We start from the raw sequence: 19,421 nt of genomic DNA, 5'->3' as shown, positions 1-19,421 counted from the left end.
CCGCACCCGCACCGCGTCGTCGTCCAGGTTCAGCAGCAGGGCGGTGAGCGCCGCGTGCGCCGCCGCCATCCGGCCCGGCGCTTCCGGGAACACGGCGTCCACCCGACCCCGCGCCTTGGTGATCACCTGTTCGGCGGCGGCCAGGAACGCCCCGTCCGCCATTCCCACCTGGGTGAACTGCCCCGTTCTCGTTCTTCGGGCCCGGTGTTCGACGACGGTGGCCTCGATGAGGGCCCGCACCTCCCGTAACGTCCGCTCCAGAACGTCCCCCGGATCACCGGGATCCTTCATGTCGTCATTCCTGCCTCGCGACGTGGTCAAGGTCTCGAGTGCCATGCGCTATCGGTTTTGGGTTATGAGTCGTGGGTTCCGGCCATGGGCGCTATAGGTGAAGGCGGGTCAGCGGTCCGGCAGCAGCCCCAGCTCCACCGCCCGCACCCCCGCCTGGAAGCGGGATCCGGCGCCCAGCTCCCGCATGATCTCCGCGACATACCGGCGGTAGGTCCGCAGGGACACCTGCATGTCGCGCGCCGCCACCTCATCGGTGTGGCCCGTGCGCAGGCATTCCAGGATGCGCCGCGTGGACGTGGGGCACAGCCGCCCGCCCAGCCGCGGATAGTCCTCCAGCGCCACGGCGTTCCCCCAGGTCCCCGCGAACATCAGCTCCAGGGCCTGCACCGCGGCGGGATCCTCGACGAGCGACGCCTGCCGCCCGCCGTCCCGCGCCGGGTCCGGCGGTTCGTTCCGGACGTAGACGATCTGGCCGTCGATGAACAGCGCTTCCGGTAACTCCCCGTCACATACGCGGACTTCGCAGCGCGGATCGGTGCGCGCCAGCGCCCGCACCCGGGCCGCCTCCAGCGCCCGCGGCAGACACAGCAGCCGCACCGCCCTGCGCCCGCGGCCACCCCGGGCGGGCCGGGCGAGCGCCGAGCAGACGACCTCCGACTGCTCCTCGCCGCCCGACAGGACGACGCTCACGGTCCGTTCGGCCCCGTCCACGAGCGTGTCGACGACCTCGGCGAGCGGCACCTGCCCGAGGGCCTTCCCCGCCCAGGAGTCCTGGGCCAGCTCCCGCCGGTGCCGGGTGACCGTGGACTCGATCAGATCGCGGGCGGCCAGCAGGGCACGCTCGACATAGTCGCCGGTCATGGCGGGAACCGAGGAGTCCGTCTCATGCTCAGGAGAAGGCTCGGACATCGTCACAAGACCAACCATGACTTCCCCTGGAGGGCGACAGTTACCTAGTTCTGCAAATACCGGCCTGGTTCTTGGAATTCCATGCCTCAACGTGCTCAAAACGCGGAGGCAGCATGGTGCGAAATCACTGATGACAGTAATTCGCGCACAGCGACGACGTCAACGCGGGGCGTGAAGTAAAGAATAGACCAAGTCCGGCGCGTCAGAGCGCGACACGGCGCTCGACCACGCGTCAAGCGGTGCGTGTTGTCAGCAAGTTACGAACCGTCAGCCCATGAGACCGCTATCCGGACACGATCAGTCGCAATGCGACGACGCTCCGCCACGAAGCGGAAGCAACGATGTCCGGTTGCTGCCACCGCCCCGAACGGGGCACGGGTCACTGCGGACCCAAGCTGATCGATCCGCTGAAGTCGCGCCCCGGAGAAGGTGCGCGCACCCGCCGGTCAGGGATCCACCGCTTCGGCACGCAGCGTGAACCAGACCGTCTTGCCGTGGTCGTGGAGGTCCGTACCCCACTCATGCGCCGTCTTGCTGAGCAGGAACATCCCGCGCCCGCACTCCGAGAGGAAGTCCGGCTCCTTGACCACCGGCAGTGAGGTCTCGGAGTCGAAGACGGCGGCGCATATCCCGTACGGGCGGTTTTCGAGCGTCAGCACGCACTCGGGCGACGCCGCGTGCTTGTGGACGTTGGACAGCAGTTCGGTGACGCACATCGCCGCGGGTGTGATCAGTTCCTCGCGTCCCCACAGGCGCAGCCGGGCGCCGACGGCGCGGCGCACCTCGGCGAGTTTCTGCGGGTGGACGCGGAGGCGGAATTCGTACCGCTGCGTGTTGTCTGCCATATGGTCCGGGGCCCCTCCAAAGCGCAGCGCACTGCCGCCATGTCGCAAGAGCGATCCTGGCTCATCGGGAGTGTCAGTCGCAATGTTTCGACCCTTTAGCTCACAACTGGCATATGCCGCCTGGTGACCCCTGTCGGCGATAGGACAGACTGACGCCATGTCCTACCAGCCAGTGCCCACCGTACGGCGCAGGCGTCTGGGTTCAACTCTGCGGAAGCTGCGCACCGAAGCGGGGATGACACTGGACGCGGCCGCCGAAGCGCTCAACGCGACCGCGAACGGCTCGCCTGGCGCCCGCCACTGGACCGCCCCCAAGCTGTCGCGCATCGAGAACGCCAACGCGACCATCCGCACCACCGAGGTCGAGGTCCTGCTGCGGGCGTACGAGGTCACCGACTGCGAGATCCGGGTGGCGCTGGAGGGGCTCGCCAAGGACGCGGGCAAACGCGGCTGGTGGCAGACGTACCGCGGCGTCGTCGCGCCCGCCTACGCCGACTACATATCGCTGGAGTCGGACGCCGACTCCGTCCGCGACTACGCCCCGCTGGTCATCCCCGGGCTGCTCCAGACGTCGGAGTACGCGCGCGAGACGATCGCCGCGAACGCCAGGGCCCGCAGCGCCTCCGAGGTGTCCGCCCTCGCCGAGGTGCGGCTCGCCCGCCAGGCCGTGCTCACCCGAGCGGACACCCCGCTGCGGCTGTGGGCCGTCATCCACGAGACGGCGCTGCGCCGCCGGTTCGCCGACCGCCCGGCCATCATGGCCGAGCAGCTGCGCCGGTTGCTGGACGTCGCGGAGTGGCCGACGGTGACGCTCCAGGTGATGCCGATCGACGCGGCGCCCAATCCGGGGGACGCCGGCGCGTTCACACTCGTGGGCTTCCCCGGTCCGATGCCGGATGTGGTCTCCCAGGAGAACCTGCGCGGGCCCACGTACGTCGAAGGTGTCGACGACGTCAACGTTTTCGTCGACGCCTTCGGCCGCATCGCCGACAGCGCGCTGTCTCCGGATGCGACGAAGGGCCTTATCGCAGATCTCGTATGAGAAAGAGGGCCCCACACATGAACACCTCATGTACCTCTGCACCGTTCGCCGGGAACCAGCACCATCCGCGCTGGCGCAAGTCCTCGTACTCCGTGGGCGAGGGCCAGTGCGTGGAGATCGCCGCCAGCGGGGGACGGCTGCTGATCCGGGAGAGCGACGACCCGGGCGTGGTCCTCACCACGGCCCCGGCGACGCTCGCCGCCTTCCTGCGGGGTGCGAAGGCGGGCACGTTCGACGCGTGACTTGACGTGCTCCCCGGCCTAAGATCCGGGGATTCCTACCACGGTCGTGTGACCGTCTGGGTGGCTTCCTGCTTCAACGCGCTGCGCCGGGACTTTCGTCCTGGTCTTACCTGCGCTCCGCGAGGCGTTTAACCTGTCCGCCCGTCCGGCGGCCAGGGTGTTCCGGGAAGCGTTGTCATCACGGTCGTGGACGGTCCCGCATTCCCTGCACGTCCATTCCCGGACGTGCAGGGGCTTGGGGCCGTCCTTGACGCCACACACGGAACAGATCTGCGAGGTCGGCTCGAAGCGTCCGACCTTCCCGAAGTACCGGCCGCACCGAGCCGCCTTGTACTCCAGCATGTTCACGAACGCCGACCATCCGGCGTCGTGCACGGACTTGGCCAGCCGGGTCCGTGCGAGGGCGGACACCGCGAGGTCTTCCACATACACCGCTTGGTTGTCGCGGATGATCTGCGTGGAGGCCTTGTGGTGCCAGTCCCGGCGCCGGTCGGCCACCCGGGCATGCTGCCGCGCGAGGCGGATACGGGCCTTGGTCCGGTTCTTCGATCCCCGGGCCTTCCGGCTGAGCTCGCGCTGGAGGCGTTTGAGTTTCTTCTCGGCGCGGCGCAGGAACTTCGGGGAGTGGATGCGGGTGCCGTCGGAGAGGACGGCGAAGGTGGATAGGCCCAGGTCGATTCCGACTTCGGCGTCCAGCTCGGGGAGGATATCCGGTTCGGTGTCCACGACGAAGCTTATGAAGTACCGGCCGGAACAGTCCTTGGTGACGGTCAGGGATGTGGGTGCGACAGGCAGTGGCCTGGACCAAGTGACCTTGATGCTGCCGATCTTGGCCACATATACCGTGCCGTTGGTGCGGATTGCGAAGGCGTTTGTGTTCAGGCGGATGGACTGCCGGGTGTCCTTCTTCGACTTGTAGCGGGGCGGGGCGACCTTGCACCCCTTGCGTGTGCCCTTGAGGGAGTCGAAGAAGTTCTTGTAGGCGGCGTCCAGGTCGCGCAGGGACTGCTGGAGTACGACCGCCGACACCTCGGACAGCCAGGCACGCTCTGTGGTGCGCTTGGCCTGGGTGATGCGACGCCGGGACAGCTCGGCGGACGTCACAAACGGCAGCCCCGCCGCATGTGCTTCCTCTCGGTCACGCAGGCAGTCGTTCCACACCACCCGCGCACACCCGAACGCCCGCGCCAGTGCGCGGCGCTGCGAGGCGTCCGGGTACACCCGGTAGTTGTAACGGAGCTGCACGAACAGGACCGTGTTCACCGATGAGATACTGACACGCTGCGAAAAGGTCATGCGGAACGTGTGCCAGGGCTTCGAGGCGGACCTGAGGGAGTTCAACGGCGAACGCGACCACGTGCACCTCCTAGCCCACTACCCCGCGCCGTCATGCACGGACACCTCACTTTGCCGCCTGCGGAGGCACGCCGCGGGCGATCACCCGCCAATACATCGAGCAGCGACAACGTCCGCTCTGGCCTACAGGCCAGAGAAGCCCCGAGGTTCGTTTCACCTCCGACCCGAAGACCGAGGGCCTTCACACAAGATGCCCGGTAAGCCGACGGGTGGCCGCCCGGCCTCATGGCCGGACGGCCTTTTCACGCCGGACGCGGCACGGTCAGAACTGGACATCCGAGCACGCGTAGAACGCGTTCCCGGTGTCCGCGATGGTCCAGACGGCGAGGATCACATGCCGCCCGGTCATCCCGCTCGGGATCGTCCCCGAGTGGGAGAGCGTGGACGGCGGCCGCTGGTTGTTGTACGGCACGGTCAGGAAGGGCTGGGACTGGAGGCTCGAGCGAGTCACCTTGCTGCTCGGATTCCAGCCGTTCTTGGTGATGTAGTACTTGAAGTCCGTGGTCGCGTGCGAGGCCGTGAACCGCCAGTTGAAGGTGTAACTGCGCCCGGCGGTCAGCTTGGTCGCGGGCCACGACCCGCCGCGCGGATCGTCGAGCTGGGCGAACCGGCTGTTGCCGCCCGCACAGATCGTCCCGTCCGCGGGTCCGCCCGACGGGAACCCCTTGGGCCCTTCCACGCTCTGCGGCTCGTACTGGATCTCGCCACAGTTGGCGACGGTCCCGTTGGCGCACAGCTTCTGCCTGCTGAGCGGTGAGTCGGTGTAGCCGTGACTGGTGGCCTCGCCACCCGTCGCGAGAACGGTGACCGCCGCGAGCCCGATGCCGACCACGGCGGCGCGGATCTTCTTGCGCATGCTTCGCTCCTGAAGACGTGGGGGTGCTTCTGCGAGCCGTGCGATGCGGTCTAGACCAAGTCGAGCGTAGCCAGGCTCGTTTGGTCATGTCCATACCAATGACAAGGGCAGGATGGAGCCTGGTCCGGACCACCCCACGAGGTCCGGTAAGATTCCTTCGTCAGCAGGCGCCGCTAGCTCAGTTGGTTAGAGCAGCTGACTCTTAATCAGCGGGTCCGGGGTTCGAGTCCCTGGCGGCGCACTTTGGCTTTTACGCCACTGACCTGGGGTCTCCTGGTTCGTCCGGGAGGCCCCAGTGTGCGTTTCGGCTCCGTGCCGGGAGCGCGCGGCGATAGAGGAACACTTATCGATGCCCTCGACCTTCGAATGGGTCGCGCGCTCCCCGGGGCGGAATCCCGTGACAGAGTGTTGCGCCGGACATGTTTCAAGCCATACGCCTGCGGTCCGGGCCGGACGGCGCACGCAGCCGGTGCGGACCGCAGCGGGGGAGCAAGGCGTGACGTTTCATAGCGAACTCAGCATCGTCATAGGGGTCGCCACGCGGCGCACACCCTTCCAGCGGAGGCTGCGGCGGCTGTTCGGCGAGGCGGGCTGGCGTCCCGTCCTCCAGGAGGACGGCGGGGCCGTTCCCGAATGCGATGTCCTGGTCATCGACATCGACCGACTGCGGGACATCCGGGACCGGGTCCCCACCCTGGCCGTGACGTCGGAGACGGTCGCGCTGGACCTCGTCCCCGGAACGGTCGACGTGCGCGCCATCGTGGACCGCGACGACCTCGACGGCTCCTTCCTCAACGCCGTCCACGAGATCGCCTCGGGACATGGCTGGATCTCTCCCACCCTGGTGCGCTCGCTCCTGCGGCCCCCATCCCCCGCCGACTCTCCCGCACATCGCGCGGTGGCCGCGACCCCATACCCCGCACGGCTCACCGCGCGGGAACGGGAAGTGGTGGCGCTGGTGACCTCCGGGCTCAACAACGGCGAGATCGCGGCCACTTTGCACGTCGCGGAGAGCACCGTGAAGTTCCACGTGTCCAACATCCTCCACAAGACGGGGTGCCGGGACCGCAGCCAGCTCACGGCGCATGCGCGGGCGCTGGTACCCAGAACCGCCTGACGAGCCGCGGCCCCTGTCTGAACTATCCGGTTGCCTCAAGGGTCACCTGAGACTGGATCAGCTCACGGTAGGGGCCAGGGGCATCCGTCAGCTCCTCGTGCCGCCCCGTCTGCACGACCCTGCCACGCTCCAAGACGACGACGAGGTCGGCGTTCACGATCGTCGACAGCCGGTGGGCGATGACGACCCGGGTGCAGCGCAGATCCTCGAGCGCGTTCGCGATCTTCGATTCGGTCACGGTGTCCAGCGCGCTGGTCGCCTCGTCGAGCACCAGGATCCGCGGCTTCCTCGCCAGCGCCCGGGCCAGGGCGATGCGCTGGCGCTGGCCGCCGGACAGGCTGCCGCCCATTTCCTTGACCTGGGTGTGGTAGCCCAGTGGCATCGCCGCGATGTCGTCGTGGACCTGGGCCTGGCGGGCAGCCGCCACTACATCGGACATCGGGCAGCCGTCGATACCGAATGCGATGTTCTGAGCGATGCCGCGGTTGCTGAGCACGATGTCCTGCGGCACGTAGGCGGCGCCGCCGTAGAACGAGTCCGCGCTGATCTCCCCGATCCGCAGACCATCGTAGGTGATGGTGCCCGACCCGACCGGGTAGAGCCCCATGAGCAGCTTGCCCAGGGTGCTCTTCCCGGACCCGCTGGCCCCCACGATCGCCACCCGCTGTCCGGGCCGCACGTCGAACGTGATGTCCTCCAGCGCCGGGGACGCGGCCCCCGGATAGGTGAAGGACACCTCGCGCAGCGAGATCCCGCCCCGCAGGTCCGCCTCGCGGTCCCCGAACGCCGCGGGCGGCATGGGGTGGTGGAGGATGTCGCCGACCCGGGACACCTGGGCGTTCGCGGTGATGAGTTGGGTGAAGGCGCTGGAGAGCGACATCACCATGCCCAGGACCGTGGCGGCCATCGTCTGCGCGGCCACCGCCGACCCCAGGTCGAGACGCCCCTCCATCACCAGCCACAGCCCGACCGCCATCACCAGGAGCGGCCCGAACACCTGGAACATCGAGTAGCCGCCGGTGGTGACGCCCTGGAGGACGATCCGCCGCTGCGTATGCGCCATCGCCCCGGCGTAGACCTTCTTCCAGGTCTCGAAGAAGCTGCCCGTCATCCCCGAGACCTTCAGGGTCTCGATCGATGACAGCGCCTCCATCTGCAGGGAGGTGGAGGCGGCGGTCTCGCTGATCTCACGGCCCGTGACCTGCCGGATCGGCCGGTAGGAGACGGCGGCGATCCCCACCATGGCCAGGAAGACGGCGCCTGCCGCGGCTCCCAGCGTCAGGGAACGGTGAAAGAGGTATCCGAAAGTGAAGAGGATGCTGCCGACGTCCAGCAGCACCACCGACACCTGGCTGGAGATCATGTCGCGGACGGCCGCGATGCTGGAGAGCCGGTAGATGAGTTCGCCCTGCGTCCGATTGGCGAAGTACTTGTACGGCAGCTCCAGCAGCCTTCTGAACGTCCGGCCCATCATGATCTCGCCGAGGCCGCGGATCACCACGGCCAGGCACAGGCTCCGTATGAGCGAGATGACGAAGAAGGCGGCCATCGGCACGGCGAACAGCGCTATCAGCAGCCCGGGCGAGAGCCTGTCGTAGTACTCCACGTACTTGTTGACACCGTGCTGGGTGGCGATCGGGAGCAGCACCGTGAAGCCGTAGAGCAGCAGCGACATCACACCGGCCTGGATCAGCGGCTTGGCGGATCCGCGCAGCGCCCTGAGGAAATCCCGCCACACGCTCGGCTCGGTATGGCGGACGGGCCGGTAGTCCGGCGACGGGACCGGCTCCAGCACCATTCCCGAGTAGTGCTCCTCGAACTCTTCGATCGGGTACTTCTGACGCCCGGATGACGGGTCGACCACGGTGATATGGCGGTCCGTCACCTCTTCGAGGACCACCACATGGCTGTCGTCCCAGTAGGCGATGAGCGGGAACGTCAACTGGCCGAGCCGCTTCACCCCGGCCCGGAACACCTTGACCTGGAAGTCGTTCCGCCGGAGGATGCCGGCGATCTCCCTCATGGTGAGCCCGTCGCGGCCCACCTCGTGCTCATGCCGCAGCCGGGTGACCGAGTTCCGCGAACCGTACGCGGAGAGCACCATCGCGATGCAGCACAGCCCGCACTCCGCCTGCCCGAATTGCTGGACCTCCTTGACCCGGCGGACCCCCATCAGCGGCCTCCCAGACACAGCGGCAGCGCGACCCCGGGGTCCTCCGGCATCGCCTGTGCGTGGTGCCAGCCGGACAGGCCGAGGAAGTAGGACGGCAGTCGCGGTTCGGAGCCGATCCCGCACGACCAGCCGCCCTCCCCGTACCGGTCGAGGAACCTCGCGCGGAGTCGGGCGGCGGCGACCCGTAGTTCGGGCCAGTCGAGCCGGTCCCCGATCCAGCACAGCATGGCGATCCGGCCCGCCACCCCGTGGCAGAGGCTGATGTCGGTGCCCAGATCCGCGGTCAGCGTCCACTCGACTTCCGGGGCCACCGCTTCCCGGACCTCCTCCGGACCGCGGCCGATGGCGCCCAGCACCTTGACCAGGGCGTACGCCACGCCCGCGTACCCCTTGCACCAGCCGCCCGCGGACCCCCGGTCCCTCAGGCTCTCGTCCCGCCACCGGTGGCGCAGATAGCCGGTCGCGAACCGCTCCAGATGGTCCCGGGCCCCGCTGTCGCCGTCCATGCCCTTGCCCACCAGCGCGCTCATCGCCGCGATACGGCCGAACCTCCCGTGTGCGAGCCCCAGTTCACCGGTGTGCTCCTCCGGGCTGCCGTCCAACTCGACCAGCCGTCGCAGCAGCTTCTCGGGGGCCACGCCGGTCAGCTCGGGGGCGCCGTGCTCCAGGTACTCGGCGAGGTAGACCAGGTAGCCGCCGTAACCGTTGAGGTAGTCGAAGTCGGCCGCCGTGAGGCTGTCGACGTCGAGGGCGTGGGTGGGCGTGCCGACCGGTACGGCCGCGAAGGGCTCGTCGTCGGTGGGGCGGTCCCCGGCGAGACGCCGCCGGATCTCCCAGTGCGTGACCCGTTCCGACAGGGGGCCGGTGAACGGGGACACCGACAGCGGAACCGTCACATCCACCGCCGGCTCCCGCGCCGTCGCCGCCACGCACGCCGCCACCACGTTCGTTTCCTGCCGTGCCGTGCCCGTCCGTGCGAGCTGGAGCAGCAGACCGCCCCCGTCGTAGAGGACGGCGTTCACACCGCCGAGGCGGAGACCGGCGCCCTCCAGCCGGGGCGCCAGCCACGACGGCTGCGCCGTCTCCCGGCCCACCACCAGATCGTCCAGCTCCGCCCGCCAGCCGTCCGTGTCCGTCAGGTCCGGGTACCGGTCCGGGTGCTCGATGGTGTCCCGGGCGTCCCAGACGTCGTCCACGGAACTGGCCAGCGCGTAGCGGATGTAGGTCAGGTCGCGCCCCGGCGGCCTGCTGAAGAACGCCTCGACGGCGCTCAGCGCGCACTCCCGTGGCGTACGCCCGGCGATGTGGCCGACCTCCTCGGCGCAGTCGCCGCGCAACAGTGGGGAGTCGGAGCCGGCCCGGTAGAAGGGCACGTCGTGGTCGAGCAGGGCCGCCACCTCACCCGCGTGGATCGCGTCGGCCGATGCGGCGCCGACGCCCCGTTGGGTCTTCGGCAGCTTGCCGAACAGCTCCGCCCTGGCCTGCCCGCTGCCCAGGTACGCCGGATGGGTCGACGCTTCGATGAACCTGGCGTAGACGAAGGTCGGCCGCACGACGTGCCGCACACCCCACCGCTCACAGCCCCGTATCACGTCCTCGACCCGCGCGCGGCGGGCCCGCAGCATCTCGCGTGCCTCGGCGAAACCGGCCGTGATCTCGTCGCTCCAGCGGCGCGGGTCCACCGGCGTACCGTCCACGGTGGCCAGGTTGGAGCCGTGTTCGACGACGGTGGGCACCCGGTCGAACCGGATGTCGTCCGTCCCCGCGTCCACCACTCCGAACGACCAGATCTTCCGGGACGCGCCGGGCCGCACACAGCCGACGCCGGAGAGATCCACGTCGAGGGTGGCCCCCATGAAGCGGGTGGGGAAGAGCATGGTGTTGAGAACCGATCGCTCCAGCTCCCGGGCCAGCGGCGGCTGCCCGTCGAGCGTGACGTCCGGGCTGCCGGGCAGTGACACCAGGGTCTCGGTGTCGATCAGCACCGGCCCTTCGGCCAGGGCCATGACGTTCTCGTGGTGCAGATCGGAGGCCCCCATCATGCTCAGCAGCGCGGCGACCCGCCCGAAGCGCCGGAAGTAGATCGCCGCCCCCTCGGGACCCGGAAGCGACGTGTGCTCGATGTACTCCTGCCACAGATGGCTCTCGTGCGCGAGGGTCCTCGGATACAGCGGGCCGAAGAAGGAGCCGTCCTCGTCGAGCAGCGGACGCAGCAGGCGCAGCAGGCGGCCGCAGTCGTCCTGCTGTGGCTTGTACACGGCACGCGCGCCGTTCTCCCAGCGCAGCAGGGTGACCGTCCGCCCTCCCCGGTGCGCGTCCCCGAGGCCCGGGGTGAGCGAGGTGATCCGGCCACCGGTCCCGAACATGGCGGCCAGCGGCTCCCGTTCCCGGCACGCCGCGTGCAGCACCTCTCCGGCGGACCGCGCGGCGCGGACGGCGACCAGCCGCAGCAGCCGGTCCAGTTCGGGGAAGTGGCCGAGAATCGCGTCCCGCCCGCGTGTGCTCGCGGCCCAGGCGTGGAACTCCTCGTATCCGCTCGGCGCGTTCTCCGTACGGAGGGCGCCGCCGCGAAGGACCGTGATGAGCGTCCGTGCCCCGATGTCGGCACAGCGGGTCAGGGTCGAGCGCAGCAGCGACTCGGCGACGCCGGGCAGATCCACGATGTCCGCCCATTCACCGTCCCCGGGCATCCGCCATTCGGCGATGTGGCGCGCGCATTCATCGAGGAACGGCGCGTAGAAGCCGCCGAAATGCCCTGGGAGTTCGTCGGTCGTCCGCTTCACCAGCGCTTCGAGGAATTCGTCGCTCAGTTCCACCTTATTTGCCTTCGTCAAGCGCTCGTGAACGGCGCAGGGGATATGAGACCGGACAGGTGCCCCGGCGTATGTCCCCGGGGCACCTGGTCAGCCGCGGTTCATATGCACTTGCTGGTGCAGCCGGAGGTCGGGCAGCCTCCCTGCAGCGAGGAGCTGATGGCGGTGACGCCGGCGAGGGCGCCGGTCATGTAGCCGATGGTCGGCGTCGCCGGCGTGGTGCCCACGGCCAGGTCGCCCGGCGCGTCGGACAGCTCCACCAACTCGTCCTCGGAGACGAACCCGGTGGCCAGGTCCGTGGCGATGTTCTCCATTCTCTTGCCCTTCTCTTTCTCATTTTCGGACAAGGCCCCCGTACTCGCGGAAGCCCGATCGTGGGCGCCGGGCACTATTCCAGCCACAGCACCGAGGGATAGCTCACGGGATCCAAATGGCGCAGAATGGACCAGGCCAGGCCGGCTTGGCCGACCAGGAGGCTGTTGCTGTACGCGTATTTGTTGTCGGCCCGCTTTTCGTACTGCTCGACGACCTCGGCGAACAAGCGCGGGTAGATGTCCTCGGCGACGTCCCCGACCAGTCCCGGAAGCTGGCGCTCGGCCTCGGCGAGGATGTCCGCGCTGGCCAGATCGCCGTGGCAGTACGTCGGGTTGTTGCCGAAGCCCCGGTCGAGCGTCAGCTCCGCGCACCGGGCCAGCGCACCCACCGGCACCGCGGACGGTGCGTGCGAGACGGCCAGGAGGCCGCCCTGCAGCAGCCCCGGGGCGCCGTGGCACCAGCCGTAGGAGCGCCTGTCGCCGCCCCACTCACGCGGCCAGTCGCCGTCCCGCTCGTCGTACGCGTCCACGACGGCCCCGGTGATCCGCACGCCGAGCCGGCGGGCCGCGGGGTCGTCGAAGACCGTTCCGTACTGGATGAGCACAGGGCCGATCCCCATGGCTCCGTGGGCGAGTCCGGTGTGCCCTGTGACCCTGGCGTCCGCCCGGTCCGTTCCGCCCAGCACCGCCACTTCCGCCGCCGCGACCGTGCGCACCGACTCCTCGACGGCCCGCTTCTCGTCGGCGGACTCCGCCCGCCCGTACAGTGCCATGCAGACCGCCAGCGTCCCCGCCATCCCGCTCACGTAGTCCGGGAGGGCGTCGGGTCCGCACCGCCGGGCGATTTTCCCGGCCAGGTCGCTCAGCCGCGTACCGTCCCGGTCCCCCAGCAGCTCGCGGCCGACGGCGATGGCGTACACGGTCCCCGCCATGCCCGTCATCCCGCCCACGGAGATCGCGGCGTCGTCGAGGTGGTCGCCGCGCAACTGCCGCTCGATGGGATCCAGGACCCGACGGGCGGCGTCGGCGTAGTCGCGGCGCCCGGTCTCGTGCGCCAGCGCGGCCAGGACGAGGGCCGGGCCCGGGCTGCCGCCGTAGAGGTCGTAGCCCAGCGGTCCCGGAGTCCACTGGCTCTGCGAGTCCGTGGTGACCTGCGGGGCGATCCACGTCGCGGGCTGAAGCGGGTCCGCGCCGCCGATCTGGGTGGCGACCAGACGGTCGCCGATCCGCTCGGCCTCCGCCAGGTACCGCGATTCACCGACGGCGTTCCGCGCGCCGCCCGCCCGGGGCTTGAACCCGGTCTGTTCGGGCTCGGTCGGCAGCTTGTCGACGAAGGAAAAGTCGATCAGATCGAGTTCCCGCTCGATCACCGTCGTGTCCAGCCGGAGGATCCTGTCCCGTACGGAGTCCAGCGGCGCTTCCTCCAGCGCGTCCGCGCACACCGTGCGGCCCTGCGCGGTGAGCGCGCGCGAGCGTGCCGTATAGCTGAAGTACGGCACGTCTCCCGCCGCCAACTGGCGCACCTCTTCCTCGACGACCCCGGGCACGTCGGTGGTGCGCAGCGCCACGCGGTGGAGCACCGCGGCCCGGACCAGCGGGCTGGTGATCGCATCCGGATGCGTCGCCATCCGCAGCAACTGGCCGTAGAAGAGGGTCGGGCTGCTGACGAAGCGGAACTGCGCGTCGCCGAGAAAGCGTTCGACCGCGTCCATGACCCGGTGGGGGTGGGCGGCGGCGTGTTCCAGGACCCTGCGGAACTCCGCCTTGATCAGGTCTCGTCGCACTCGTACGTCCGGGCCGGTGGCCCGCTGTACCGCCACGTTTCCGTTGGCCCGGGTCATCTCCTTGGCCGCCATCGCGACGTACATGTCGTCACGGCCGCGGTTCCGTAGTTCGAGCACCTTGTACGGGAGGCGCTGGCCGGCGTCGTAGCCGATGGCTCCGACGTCCATCCCGCGCCCGGAGCCCCGGGCCCTGATGACCATGGGCAGGAGTCCCGTCCCCACGACCGACTCCCGGAGGACGCGGGTCGCGAGGCCCGGCGCGGGACTCGGCGCGGCACCGTCCCCGCCCGTCTCCCGGGTTCGTGGGGTCGGTGTGAACAGTGTCTCGGCATCCACGACGACCGGTCCGTCGGCGCAGGTCACCATGTTCTCGAAGTGGATGTCGGTCGCCTTGAGCAGGAACAGGATGCCCGCGAGGGATCCGACCTGGGCGAAGTAGTTCTCCGCGCCGCCGGTGTGTTCCTGGGTGGGGATGAACTCGGCGAAGCCCCCGTGGCGGACCGGAAGCGTCGCGACCGTGCGCAGCCCCAGGCCGAGTTCGCCGTTCATCCAGGCGACGAAGGCGTTGAAGCCGGCCTCCGAGGCCATGGAACGCGGCTTGTAGATCACCCGGCTGCCATCGGTGAACACCACGCGCGCCACCGACTTGCCGCCGTTGTGGGTGTCGCCCTCGCCCAGTTCGATCGCCGATACCTTGATCTCCCCCACAGGAAGGGGAGCGGGCAATTCCCAGGCACCGTATTCCACTTCCCGCACAACCGTCAGCAGATACCGCGCGGACTCCTCGGTCCGGCGGCTCACGGTACGGAACAGAAGCGGATATCTGTCCGTCAGCTCTCGGTGCCCCGCCTCGCTGTTGGTCCATTGCCGGAAGCTTTCGTAACGCTCTTCCGGGGTCTGCCCGTCCAGCAGTCCCCGGGATCTGCGCGCATACAGCTCCCCCACCATGGTCCGTATCATCAACTCGGCCACAGTGACGGTCTGAGCGCGCAGGAAGTCATCCGCGATCGTGTTCGCGGAGTCCACCACGGGCGAGGAACGGACGCTTTCCCGGATCCAGTCGGCCCAGGGCTTCACGAAATGGCGGAAGTAGTCCCGGAGTCGGCCGTCGGCGTCGAGAGACGGCTCGTAGGGCCCCGGCTGCCCGGCCTCGCACCGCTCTTCTTCTCGTCCGCCTTCTCCCACATCACCGGCCATGTCACCGGCGGTCACCGCATGAAGAATCCTTCCCCGGATCCGCTCGCGGAGCTCCGACGACGTGACCTCCGGAAAGTACGTCCTGAGCACGGCGGACATGTCCTCTGATTCAAGGGTGCTCTTCATGGATTCCGATTCGGCGAGGAGGGCGAGGAGATGGGGGCGCCGAGGAACGAGCCCCGGCGCCGACGCGACATCACACGCAGTTCTTCTGGCACTCCAGCGTCGCGGTGCAGAAGTTACCCAGGTTCCCCATGACAAAGCTCACGACGTATTCGGCGCCTCCGAAGGTGCCGGCGCTGAATTCGTCGAGCTGCTGGTCGCTGATTTCTTCCAGGATCCCGGCGTTCGGATCGGACATCGGATTCATACCTTCCTCCGGTTCGGGAGAGCGGGGCCTTCCCGAACCCACCCGCCCACGACATGACAGCGATATGAACCGTACGGATTTCCGGCCGCCCCGACGCCCGCCCACAGACGGGTCTTCCCACCTCGACGAAGGTCGAGCCTCCCCTTCCCCGGGTACAGATCGGGCCCCGGCGCGCGGAGGCACCGGGGCTCGGGGGCGGTGTTGGTGGTGGCGGCGAACGCCAGGGCGACAAGGACGCCCTTACGACGACGTTCGCCACTCGGGGGCGAGGACCGACCAGATCTCCATGTCGCGCCGCTTCCCCCGGTACAGATAGCTCTCCCGCAGTACGCCGTCCTTCGTCATCCCCAGCCGCCGGGCCACCGCGATGCTGGGCGCGTTCGCCGCCGAGACGTGCCACTCCACGCGGTGGATGCCCCGCTCCTCGACGGCCCAGTCGATGATCACGCGCGAGGCCCTGGTCACCAGGCCCCGGCCCACCGCCGACGGCTCCAGCCAGCAGCCCGCCTCGGCGGTGGCCTGCGCGATGTCCATCGTCCGGAAGAGGACTCCGCCGACCAGCTTGCCGTCCGTCCAGATGCCGTAGATGCGGCCGGTGTCGGTCGCGGCCTTCTGCGCGTACGACTGGAGGAACGCCCGGCTCGACTCCAGGTCCGTGACGACGTCCGCGAGGCCGACGTGCTGCCCGATGAGCTCCCGTCCCCGCTCCATATGGGCGAGGAACTCCTCGGCCTGCCACGGTTCGAGCGGGCGCAGCTCCGCGCCGTCGTCCCCCAGGGATATCGCGTACATCATCGCCCTCCACGGCCGAGCCCACCCCGCCACGATGCGACGGATCTTCTCATGGGCATCCGCGCCGGTACCGGTATTTTCCCCGCGCCCAGAAACAGCCCGAACGCCCCGGCGCGCGCAGGGCGCCGGGGCGTTCGTACACGGTCAGGCAGCGATCAGTCGCAGGAGGGACACGGCTCGCAGTGGCGGACCGTGACGTCGTCGATGACCGGACCCCAGGCACCGGACATGGTGCTGGCGAAACTCAGGGTCGTGGTGGCGCCGGTGGCCACGAAGCTCACCTCACGGGTTACGTAACCCATGTTCGCCATCGTCTTGCCGGTGGTGTCGAAGCTGAAGTTCTGGAAGTCCTGGCCGTCCACCAGAACCTTGCCGGTCTTCAGCGCCGGGCCGCCGACCCCGGGGTTACCGGCGAGGGAGTACGTCACCGTGTACCGCTTCCCCGGCACCGTGGTGAAGTTCTGGCTCACCGTGCCCGCGTTCTCACCGTTGAGGTCGACGGACTGGTCGCCCTCGGCGGCCTGCCAGAACCCGTCCCCGATGTGGTCGACGTTCCCCCCGGTGACCTTCCACGGCCCGATCGACCCTCCCGTCCCGACGTTCACGAACGTATTGGCCGCCACCCTGGGCGTCTCGAAGCTCCCGCCATCGAAGTGACTGGCCGCCGGCGCGGCCAGCGCGGCGCCCGTACCGGCTCCCGCGACGACACCGGCGACGATGACCGCGGCAACAAAGGTGCGAATGGGCGACATGTTCCCCTCCTGAGTGAAAGATGCGCGAGCGTCTGAAATTGACCGCCCGGAAGAATCTCCCGCATCCCCTGACGGAGACCAAGACCACGTCACGGGCGCACGGTGGTGTGCGACGGCCCGAACTCCCCCACCGCGCCGCCCACTTACCCCGCCCGCCCCTCACACCCCGGAAGCGCCCTGACCTCTCTACCATGGGGTGTGCACGGGGGAGTTGAGGCGGGCGAGGGGGGCCATGCCGGTGGAGATCCAACTGACATGTGACGACGGAACGCAGGACGGCGGCGGCACGCACGCCGGCGCGGGGGACGCGGAGCGCGGGGGGTCGGAGTAACCGGTGGCCACACTTCCTGACCCGGCCCGTTCGGAAGCGGTGCTCGTGGGCGCGCACGCCTACGGCACGCTGCCCGACCTGCCCGCCGTCGCCCGTAATCTGGACGGCCTGCGCGGGGTGTTGACCGACCCGGCGGTGTGGGGCCTGCCGCCAGAACGGTGCACCGTGCTCGCTCAGCCGAGCAGCGCCCAGCAGGTGCTGGACACCGTGAAGGAGGCCGCCGCGCGGGCCACGGACACGCTGTTCGTCTACTACGGCGGCCACGGTCTGATCGACCCGCACACCGACGAGCTGTATCTCGCGCTGCCCGACTCGGTCCACGACCGCGAGTACACCGCGCTGCGCTACGAGTATCTGCGCCGCGCGGTGCTGGATCCGGCGGCCGGGGTGCGGCGCACCGTGGTGGTCCTGGACTGCTGCTACAGCGGACGGGCGCTGATCGGCCGGATGAGCGCGAGCGATGAGATCGCGGACCGGGCGGCGGTGGAGGGGACCTGCCTGCTCACCGCCTCCGCCGAGACCCGCGCGGCGCTCTCCCCGCCGGGGGAGACGTACACCGCGTTCACGGGCGAGTTGATCACCGCGCTGGGCGAGGGCATCCCGGGGGCGCCCGACCTGATCGACATGAACATCCTCTACCGGCATCTGCACCGCACCCTGGCCGCCAAGTCGCGGCCCCTGCCGCAGCAGCGCAACCGCAATACGGGAGGGCTGATCGCCCTCGCCCGCAACCGAGCGGTCGCAGCGGCGGTCGCCGCACCGGTGCCGGCACCGGCACCGGTACTGGTACCGCCCATTCCCACCCACCGGCCGGAGGCCGCCGCGCCACCCCACCGGGACCGGAAGCCGTCCCGCGGGCAGGTGGTCGGGGCGGCGGCGGCCGCGCTGGTGGTCATCGGCGGGACCTTCTTCGCCGTCACCCAGCTCGGCGGGGACGGCGACAAGGGCAACGCCGAGGCCAAGGGGAGCGGCAACGCGACCGGCCCCAGCGTGCCGCCCAGCGACACGTCCCTGGGCGACATCGTCGTAGCCGGGAAACCCGTCACCGGCTCGACGAAGTCGGTGCGTACGTACGCCGACGGCAAGCTGTACGCCCCGGTCACCGGGTACAGGTCCCGCGCCTTCGGCGCCACCGGTCTCGAATCGATCTATCGCACTGCCCTGGACAACGGGAGCAGCAAGGTCATCACCACGATCGACCCGGCGGTGCAGAAGGCGGCGTACGAAGCCCTGGGGGACGCCAAGGGCGCGGCCATCGCGATCGATCCGTCGAACGGCGACATCCTGGCGCTGGTCAGCACCCCCTCGTACGACCCCGCCACCTTCAGCGGAAGCACCTCGGCCGACGGGAAGGCGTGGCAGAAGCTGACCGGGGACAAGAAGAACGACCCCATGCTCAACCGCGCGACCCGGGAGGCATATCCCCCCGGGTCGACGTTCGAGCTGGTGGTGGCAGCGGCGGCGCTCGAAGAGGGGCTGTACGCAACGGTCGACGAGGCGACCGCCAGCCCCAATCCCTACACTCTCCCCGGCACCACCACCTCGGTGAGCAACAAGAGCGCCCCGGGCTCTTGCAAGAACGCCAGCCTGCGCGTCGCCCTCCGCTACTCCTGCGACAACGTCTTCGCGAAAGCGGCCGTCGACCTCGGCTGGGCGAAGGTGAAGAAAATGGCGGACAAGTTCGGCTTCAACGATGACGACACAGAGATGCCCATCCGCGTGGGCACGAGCGTCTTCCCGAGCGAACCCACCCAGGCGGAGACCGCGCTGTCCGGCGTCGGAGGCTTCGAGGTGACGGCGACCCCGTTCCAGATGGCGATGGTGTCCGCCGTGCTGGCGAACGACGGAAAGCTCGCCCCACCCCACATGGTGTCCAAGGTGACGGGCTCCGCGGGCAATGTGCAGCGCCCCTACCTGCCCGACACGAAGCGGGTCGTCAGCCAGCGCACGGCCGCCGAGCTGCGCGGGGCGATGACCGCCGCGGTGACGGGCGGCACGAGCACCGCCGCCCGCATCGGCGGCGCGGACGTCGGCGCTACGACCGCCCTCGCGCAAAGCGGCAGCGACCGGATCGACTGGTGCACCGCCTACGCCCAGCCCGGCTCGGGCGGTCGGCAGGTGGCCATCACCGTGGTCGTGGAAGGAGAGTCGGGTTCCGGCGGGAGCGAGGGCGGGGCGGCGACGTCGGTCGCCAAGCGGGCGATGCAGGCCGCGACGGCCCGCCGATGATCAGCCCT

15 protein-coding genes, 1 tRNA gene and 2 pseudogenes are annotated in these 19,421 nt (G+C 69.4%); 6 read left to right on the top strand and 12 right to left on the bottom strand.

Annotated elements, in window-relative coordinates; all coding sequences use genetic code 11:
- From SSOG_RS54000 to SSOG_RS27875, 3 genes and pseudogenes are all read right to left on the bottom strand, one after another.
- Window positions 1–291: pseudogene (locus SSOG_RS54000) on the bottom strand (DNA-binding response regulator); the annotation flags it as partial.
- A gap of 108 nt (window positions 292–399) precedes the next feature.
- Window positions 400–1,152: a helix-turn-helix transcriptional regulator gene (locus SSOG_RS27880; RefSeq protein ID WP_078510425.1), complete on the bottom strand. Its 753-nt coding sequence runs from the start codon at window positions 1,150–1,152 to the stop codon at window positions 400–402.
- A gap of 494 nt (window positions 1,153–1,646) precedes the next feature.
- Window positions 1,647–2,045, bottom strand: coding sequence for an ATP-binding protein (locus SSOG_RS27875; protein WP_039938869.1), 399 nt, complete (start codon window positions 2,043–2,045; stop codon window positions 1,647–1,649).
- A gap of 157 nt (window positions 2,046–2,202) precedes the next feature.
- Here SSOG_RS27875 and SSOG_RS27870 point away from each other — a divergent pair, with 157 nt between their 5' ends.
- Together SSOG_RS27870 and SSOG_RS27865 are read left to right on the top strand one after the other, a co-directional pair.
- Window positions 2,203–3,087, top strand: coding sequence for a DUF5753 domain-containing protein (locus SSOG_RS27870; RefSeq protein ID WP_009717603.1), 885 nt, complete (start codon window positions 2,203–2,205; stop codon window positions 3,085–3,087).
- A 17-nt stretch (window positions 3,088–3,104) separates the two neighbouring features.
- The gene (locus SSOG_RS27865; protein ID WP_050799989.1) at window positions 3,105–3,329 is read left to right on the top strand and encodes a DUF397 domain-containing protein; all 225 of its coding nucleotides are present in this window, start codon (window positions 3,105–3,107) and stop codon (window positions 3,327–3,329) included.
- A gap of 18 nt (window positions 3,330–3,347) precedes the next feature.
- Here SSOG_RS27865 and SSOG_RS27860 read toward each other — a convergent pair whose 3' ends face one another.
- Complete coding sequence (locus tag SSOG_RS27860) at window positions 3,348–4,574, bottom strand: RNA-guided endonuclease InsQ/TnpB family protein (RefSeq protein WP_009717600.1); 1,227 nt, start codon at window positions 4,572–4,574, stop codon at window positions 3,348–3,350.
- 19 nt (window positions 4,575–4,593) lie between these two features.
- Between SSOG_RS27860 and SSOG_RS58535 the strand changes: the two are divergent.
- Window positions 4,594–4,710 (top strand): annotated as a pseudogene (locus SSOG_RS58535) (transposase); the annotation flags it as partial.
- Window positions 4,711–4,947: 237 nt separating this feature from the next.
- Here SSOG_RS58535 and SSOG_RS27855 read toward each other — a convergent pair.
- Window positions 4,948–5,541 (bottom strand): lytic polysaccharide monooxygenase auxiliary activity family 9 protein, encoded by a 594-nt coding sequence (locus SSOG_RS27855; protein WP_009717599.1) that lies wholly within the window; start codon window positions 5,539–5,541, stop codon window positions 4,948–4,950.
- Between the two features lie 167 nt (window positions 5,542–5,708).
- On the opposite strand from SSOG_RS27855, the gene SSOG_RS27850 reads away from it, so the two are divergent.
- A tRNA-Lys gene (locus SSOG_RS27850) sits at window positions 5,709–5,782 on the top strand.
- 255 nt (window positions 5,783–6,037) lie between these two features.
- Complete coding sequence (locus SSOG_RS46940; protein ID WP_050799988.1) at window positions 6,038–6,658, top strand: LuxR family transcriptional regulator; 621 nt, start codon at window positions 6,038–6,040, stop codon at window positions 6,656–6,658.
- A gap of 22 nt (window positions 6,659–6,680) precedes the next feature.
- Here the strand turns inward: SSOG_RS46940 and SSOG_RS27840 are convergent, their stop codons facing one another.
- The 7 genes from SSOG_RS27840 to SSOG_RS27820 form a co-directional block, all read right to left on the bottom strand.
- Window positions 6,681–8,831, bottom strand: a complete 2,151-nt coding sequence (locus SSOG_RS27840; protein WP_078510423.1) for a peptidase domain-containing ABC transporter — start codon at window positions 8,829–8,831, stop codon at window positions 6,681–6,683.
- A complete protein-coding gene (gene lanM / locus SSOG_RS49060; protein WP_078510422.1) occupies window positions 8,831–11,647 on the bottom strand; it encodes a type 2 lanthipeptide synthetase LanM in 2,817 nt (938 codons plus the stop codon). Before lanM ends, SSOG_RS27840 begins: the two co-directional genes overlap by 1 nt.
- Before the next feature lie 98 nt (window positions 11,648–11,745).
- Window positions 11,746–11,958 carry a class II lanthipeptide, LchA2/BrtA2 family gene (locus tag SSOG_RS27835; RefSeq protein WP_039938868.1) on the bottom strand — a complete coding sequence of 71 codons (213 nt, stop codon included), beginning with the start codon at window positions 11,956–11,958 and terminating at the stop codon, window positions 11,746–11,748.
- Window positions 11,959–12,032: 74 nt separating this feature from the next.
- Window positions 12,033–14,954: a type 2 lanthipeptide synthetase LanM family protein gene (locus tag SSOG_RS27830; protein ID WP_167542516.1), complete on the bottom strand. Its 2,922-nt coding sequence runs from the start codon at window positions 14,952–14,954 to the stop codon at window positions 12,033–12,035.
- Window positions 14,955–15,135: 181 nt separating this feature from the next.
- Window positions 15,136–15,300, bottom strand: coding sequence for a plantaricin C family lantibiotic (locus SSOG_RS49055; protein WP_078510641.1), 165 nt, complete (start codon window positions 15,298–15,300; stop codon window positions 15,136–15,138).
- Between the two features lie 249 nt (window positions 15,301–15,549).
- Window positions 15,550–16,101: a GNAT family N-acetyltransferase gene (locus tag SSOG_RS27825; RefSeq protein WP_039941827.1), complete on the bottom strand. Its 552-nt coding sequence runs from the start codon at window positions 16,099–16,101 to the stop codon at window positions 15,550–15,552.
- Window positions 16,102–16,256: 155 nt separating this feature from the next.
- Entirely contained in the window at window positions 16,257–16,853 is a 597-nt protein-coding gene (locus SSOG_RS27820) for a choice-of-anchor C family protein (protein ID WP_009717592.1), read from the bottom strand.
- A gap of 334 nt (window positions 16,854–17,187) precedes the next feature.
- On the opposite strand from SSOG_RS27820, the gene SSOG_RS27815 reads away from it, so the two are divergent.
- On the top strand, window positions 17,188–19,413 hold the full coding sequence (locus tag SSOG_RS27815; RefSeq protein ID WP_110092153.1) for a caspase, EACC1-associated type: 2,226 nt from the start codon (window positions 17,188–17,190) through the stop codon (window positions 19,411–19,413).
- The last annotated feature ends 8 nt before the right edge of the window (window positions 19,414–19,421 follow it).

Source organism: Streptomyces himastatinicus ATCC 53653, from assembly GCF_000158915.1.
In the GTDB taxonomy this organism is placed as follows: domain Bacteria; phylum Actinomycetota; class Actinomycetes; order Streptomycetales; family Streptomycetaceae; genus Streptomyces; species Streptomyces himastatinicus.
The sequence above is the reverse complement of the archived record's forward strand: the minus strand, read 5'-3'. Positions and strand labels throughout refer to the sequence as shown.